This is a genomic window from Thermodesulfobacteriota bacterium, assembly GCA_036397855.1.
Taxonomy (GTDB): Bacteria; Desulfobacterota_D; UBA1144; order Nemesobacterales; family CSP1-2; genus DASWID01.
Window position 1 is genome coordinate 1 of sequence record DASWID010000066.1, and the last position, 2,722, is coordinate 2,722.

Here is a 2,722-nt window from a genome sequence, read left to right on the forward strand (position 1 = left end):
CCGCTTAGGATCGAATTCTTGTCCATTTATGAAAAAGGTATTGCCATCCGGAGTCTCTGAAAACACAGCAGTCCTTTGAAATGCCGGAACCTGATCGCACAGGTTTTCAACCGGTGGGAAATCGATTGGAAGCGCAAGCAGATCTACCGGCCGGCCCTGTACAACCAAGGTTAAAAGGGTTTGCTCGGGATACATGTCTCCTTCGGGTCCCATATCTATCTGCAGTGTTTTAAATTCATAAACTCCTTCCGGTCCGCACTGGACAAGAAATTCCGTACGGGAACTTATAGGAAGAAAGGTGTGATCTCTCGGAACTATCTTAGTATGCCTGTTCCCATCCCTAGCGATTTCAAGCATCGTATGACCTTCAAGCTCCAGGTCGTAATAGATATCCGCTCCTATATTTCCAACGCGCCATAACTGTGTTTCTCCCGGCCTGCAAACAATAATCGGATTAACCATTCCGTTTACCAATCTGTTGGTGGGGGCATCGCTATCTATATCCATGGGGACTTGTCCATCCGGATCTATCTGAACATCCTTCAAATAGATAATTTTCTCTTTAATGCCCTGAAGCTGCGGAAATGGATCCAATAATCCTTCGACAATCAGCCCTCCCGACAGCCCGTTCATCACCTGGAACTCACCCAGGCCAAATGTGTGCGCATGATAATAAAACATCCCTTGTGGATGGGTATCCGGAATAGGGATCGTATAGTCAAACGATTTAGTTGGCATTAACATTATAAATATATCGTCTCCCGGGCTTATGGGAGTCACATTCATGCCGTGTGTATGGTTCTGATACATCTGATCGATCATGTTAATAAGTTTTATTTTCATGATATCTCCACGATCAACTCTTAACACGGGTGGAGTATATGTGCCATTAAACATCCTGCTGGAAAATTTCTGACCGTCTATTTCTCCTTCGGCAAAATCTATGGTTAAAGTCGCATTCAAGACACCATTTGAACTAAAAATTTGGGGAGGATTGCGGAAGGTTTCTTTAATTCCGCCGCCGCCGCCGTCATCATCACATGTTAGATTTAGAATTAATACTGAAATTAATATTAGCAAACTGAAGACATTTTGGATGGTTGTCTCAAGTTCTTTAGCATTAAAGTAGATCATTCCGTTCCTCCGTTAGGGTCCTTTCTGAGTTCATCTCAAAACCGATAAGTTCAACGCTGTAGAATCCTTTTTATATCTTTCGCGATTTCGGTAGATTCCAACTTATCATAAGGATAATAAAATAACAACCTTCCATTTTGATCTACCAGATAAACTTTTGTTGTATGAGTCATCTGATAACTATCCCATGTGTCAAACTCACCCCTTCCATAAACTTCCGGGTGTTTTATGAAGAATGCATTATAAGATTTGACCACCTTTTCAATGTCTTCAGTTGATCCAGTCAGTCCTATGAATCTATTATTAAAAGATGGAATATAGGATTTCAATCTACTTGGCGTATCCCTTTCAGGGTCAACTGTTATGAACACCACTTGGACATTATCACTTAGATCTCCCAGTTCTTTCATTACATTGCTGAGCCTTGAAAGTATGAGCGGACAGATATCAGGGCAATGAGTAAATCCCCAGGATATAAGTACCAGCTTCCCCTTAAAATCAGAAAGGGATACCCTGTTATTATTTTGATCTGTTAACTCAAATCCTGGCGCCTCTTTATAAATGCGAATCCCATGATAGTCGTATTTATTTTCAACCAGATTGCCCTTGAAATTTCTTACTTCTAAGCGCTCATATATAAACAATCCCCAACCCAGTATGAGTAAAACCACAAAAGTAATGATCACGACATGCTTTAGATTCATCGTTCAAATTATCTCAAAAAGAAAAGAATATATCAATAATATTTAGAACCAGACATAGAAACTTGTTACATTTTGCTACTATAAAAAAATAGATACAAATTATACTTATTCCTCTTTGATTATATGTACTAAAAGTCGTATAATTTTATCAATTTTAGGAAGTCTACTATTTATATTCCGGCATTCCGGGAACCAATGATGTAAAGAAACGCTTTATGAATAGCCTCTGCTTTATTAATGGAAAAATAGTTCGTAAAAGCCATGCACGCATAGGTGTTGATGACCTCGGTCTCCAACGAGGATATGCAGTTTTTGATTATGTGAGGACATACAATGCCAAGCTTTTCCACTTTCCTGATTACCTTGAGAGAATGCGAAAGTCTGCCTCTGCATTGCATCTAGAACTGCCTTATTCGGATGAAAAGATCGTCGAGATAACAACGCGGCTGATTGGAGAAAGCGATCTGAAAAATCCTGCTATCAGACTTATTTTAACCGGCGGGAAAGCCCAAGAATCAACGGGTTTTGACCAACCTAACTTTCTCATAATCACTGAAGAGCTTCCTTATCACCCTAGCGAACTATATACATATGGTGGAAAACTTGTTACCTTTGAATATCAAAGAGAACTACCTCATGTGAAGACAACCAACTACTTAAACTCCATTCGGTTAGATCCTCTCAAACGGGAGAAGGGGGCGTTCAACATGCTGTATTATTATCAGAATAGGGTAACCGAGTGTCCTCGCGATAACTTTTTCATTTTTGTTGGAGATACACTGATCACGCCCAAAGATGACGTCCTCCAAGGTATTACAAGAAAGCATATCTTGCGTCTTTCACGCGAGCATTTCTCAGTTGAGGAACGCGAGGTGAGTTTACAG

3 protein-coding genes are annotated in these 2,722 nt (G+C 40.2%); 1 reads left to right on the top strand and 2 read right to left on the bottom strand.

Annotated features, from left to right (window positions below):
- Both VGA95_05045 and VGA95_05050 read right to left on the bottom strand, forming a co-directional pair.
- A partial coding sequence (locus VGA95_05045) for a multicopper oxidase domain-containing protein (protein ID HEX9665910.1) occupies positions 1–1,134 on the bottom strand: 1,134 nt, incomplete at its 3' end.
- Between the two features lie 50 nt (positions 1,135–1,184).
- A complete protein-coding gene (locus VGA95_05050; GenBank protein ID HEX9665911.1) occupies positions 1,185–1,838 on the bottom strand; it encodes an SCO family protein in 654 nt (217 codons plus the stop codon).
- 215 nt (positions 1,839–2,053) lie between these two features.
- Here VGA95_05050 and VGA95_05055 point away from each other — a divergent pair.
- Positions 2,054–2,722 (top strand): aminotransferase class IV (locus VGA95_05055; GenBank protein ID HEX9665912.1); only part of this gene is annotated, 669 nt, incomplete at its 3' end.

Excerpts from the sequence above, each read along its gene's own strand:
- VGA95_05050 (HEX9665911.1), bottom strand. The coding sequence starts at position 1,838 with ATGAATCTAAAGCATGTCGTGATCATTACTTTTGTGGTTTTACTCATA.